The following is a 1,407-nucleotide window of genomic DNA, read 5'->3' as shown; positions in this document are numbered from 1 at the left end:
CATGATCAACCTGCGTGCTTCAACCCCCACCACACACAGACCAACGACCCAGGTCAGCCGCCGTCACCGCTAATCACGCACGAGGTCGTTAGACCGTGTCCTATGTGGTGAGGGGTCGTTGGGCTTGTCATGGGGCGGGGTACGTGGAGTTGGATTTTGTTCCGGACGGGCTGTGGGAGATTGCGGAGCCGCTGATCCCGCCGTCGAAGGTGCGGCCGCAGGGCGGCGGGACGCAGGACACGTCTGACGAGACGCTGTTCGCGGCAATCGTCTACATGCTGGTCAGCGGCTGTGCTGGGCGCCGTGCTTCGGGATGTCATCGCCGGTTCCTGATCGTCCAGGGTCGGCGTCTGGGGCCGCCTTCATGAAGCGGTTCTGCACCGGCTCGACGACGTCGGCCTGATCGACCTCTCCCGCGTCGTCCTCGACTCCGCCCACACCAGGGCCAAAAAAAGGGGGGCGAACACACAGGTCCGAGCCCCGTGGGCCGGGGCAAACCGGGTTCCACGATGCACGTCCTGTCGGACGCGAACGGACTGAGGGGATGCCGATGTCGTTGATGCGTGCGGCGAGAGCGTCGGGGTGCATCGGTTGTCCGGCCCGGCGGGCGGGGAACAGCCATCGGGCGGCGTGGTTGGTCGCGGTGTTCATGTTGTCCCGGCTGCTGATCCAGCGATGCAGCAGTTCCGCTAGCGGTTCGGGCACCGGGGACGGCGGTTCGCCGAGGCAGAGAAGCGTCTGGTCGTTGCTGTGGCCGATGTCGTCCAGGGTGAGGCGCACGACCCGGCTGAGTGGTTGGGCATAGAGCAGGACGATCATGCCCGCGACCCGAGTGCGAAGCGGCAGGTCCGGGTCGGTGAGGAGGCGCCCGATCAGCTCCAGCTGTTCGGTCTGGCATCGGGGTGGCCCGGCGGATCTGGACCGGGGGCAGCCGGAAGGGCCGGGTGAGCTTGCCTCACTTCTCGACCGAGCATCGAGAAAGGCCTCGATCGACACGGCTGCGCCACTACTGAATGATGCATGCGCACGGACTGCTCGCATGCACGTGACCGATCGGCGCCTGCCCAGCCGACCAGACGCTGGCACAGGCTTACTGGAAAGGTATTCACGACGGTAGTCGCTGATGCATACTCGGAGTATGGCTGATACCACCGTAAAGGTCGACACCGCGACGCGGGACCGGTTCGCTGCCGTCGCCGCCGCCCGCGGGCAGAGCGTCCGCGCGTACTTGGCCGAACTGGCCATAGAGCAAGAGAACCAGGTCAAGCTAGGCAGGGCCACGACGGAATTCCGCGAGGCTCTCGCGCGGCCCGGATTCCTGGAGAACTTCGACCGTGACTTCGGCGGTCTGCCGACGTCGGAGCAGCACTCCAGCAGCCGGGCGGCCTGACCTTGGACCTGCACATC

At 66.2% G+C, this 1,407-nt stretch carries 1 protein-coding gene and 1 pseudogene; both read left to right on the top strand.

Annotation, left to right across the window (positions count from 1 at the left end; genetic code table 11):
• Positions 1 to 129: 129 nt before the first annotated feature.
• Positions 130 to 539 (top strand): annotated as a pseudogene (locus ABZ070_RS37360) (transposase); the annotation flags it as partial.
• A gap of 599 nt (positions 540 to 1,138) precedes the next feature.
• Positions 1,139 to 1,390, top strand: coding sequence for an antitoxin MazE7 (locus ABZ070_RS37355; RefSeq protein WP_356639574.1), 252 nt, complete (start codon positions 1,139 to 1,141; stop codon positions 1,388 to 1,390).
• The last annotated feature ends 17 nt before the right edge of the window (positions 1,391 to 1,407 follow it).

Origin of the sequence: Streptomyces sp. NPDC006283 (assembly GCF_040613325.1) — a bacterium.
In the GTDB taxonomy this organism is placed as follows: Bacteria; Actinomycetota; Actinomycetes; order Streptomycetales; family Streptomycetaceae; genus Streptomyces.
Note: the sequence above shows the minus strand (reverse complement) of the source record. Positions and strands in the feature narration are given on the sequence as shown.

What these genes read in the sequence shown, in the direction of transcription:
- ABZ070_RS37355 (WP_356639574.1), top strand. Translation starts at nt 1,139, where the DNA reads ATGGCTGATACCACCGTAAAGGTCGACACCGCGACGCGGGACCGGTTC.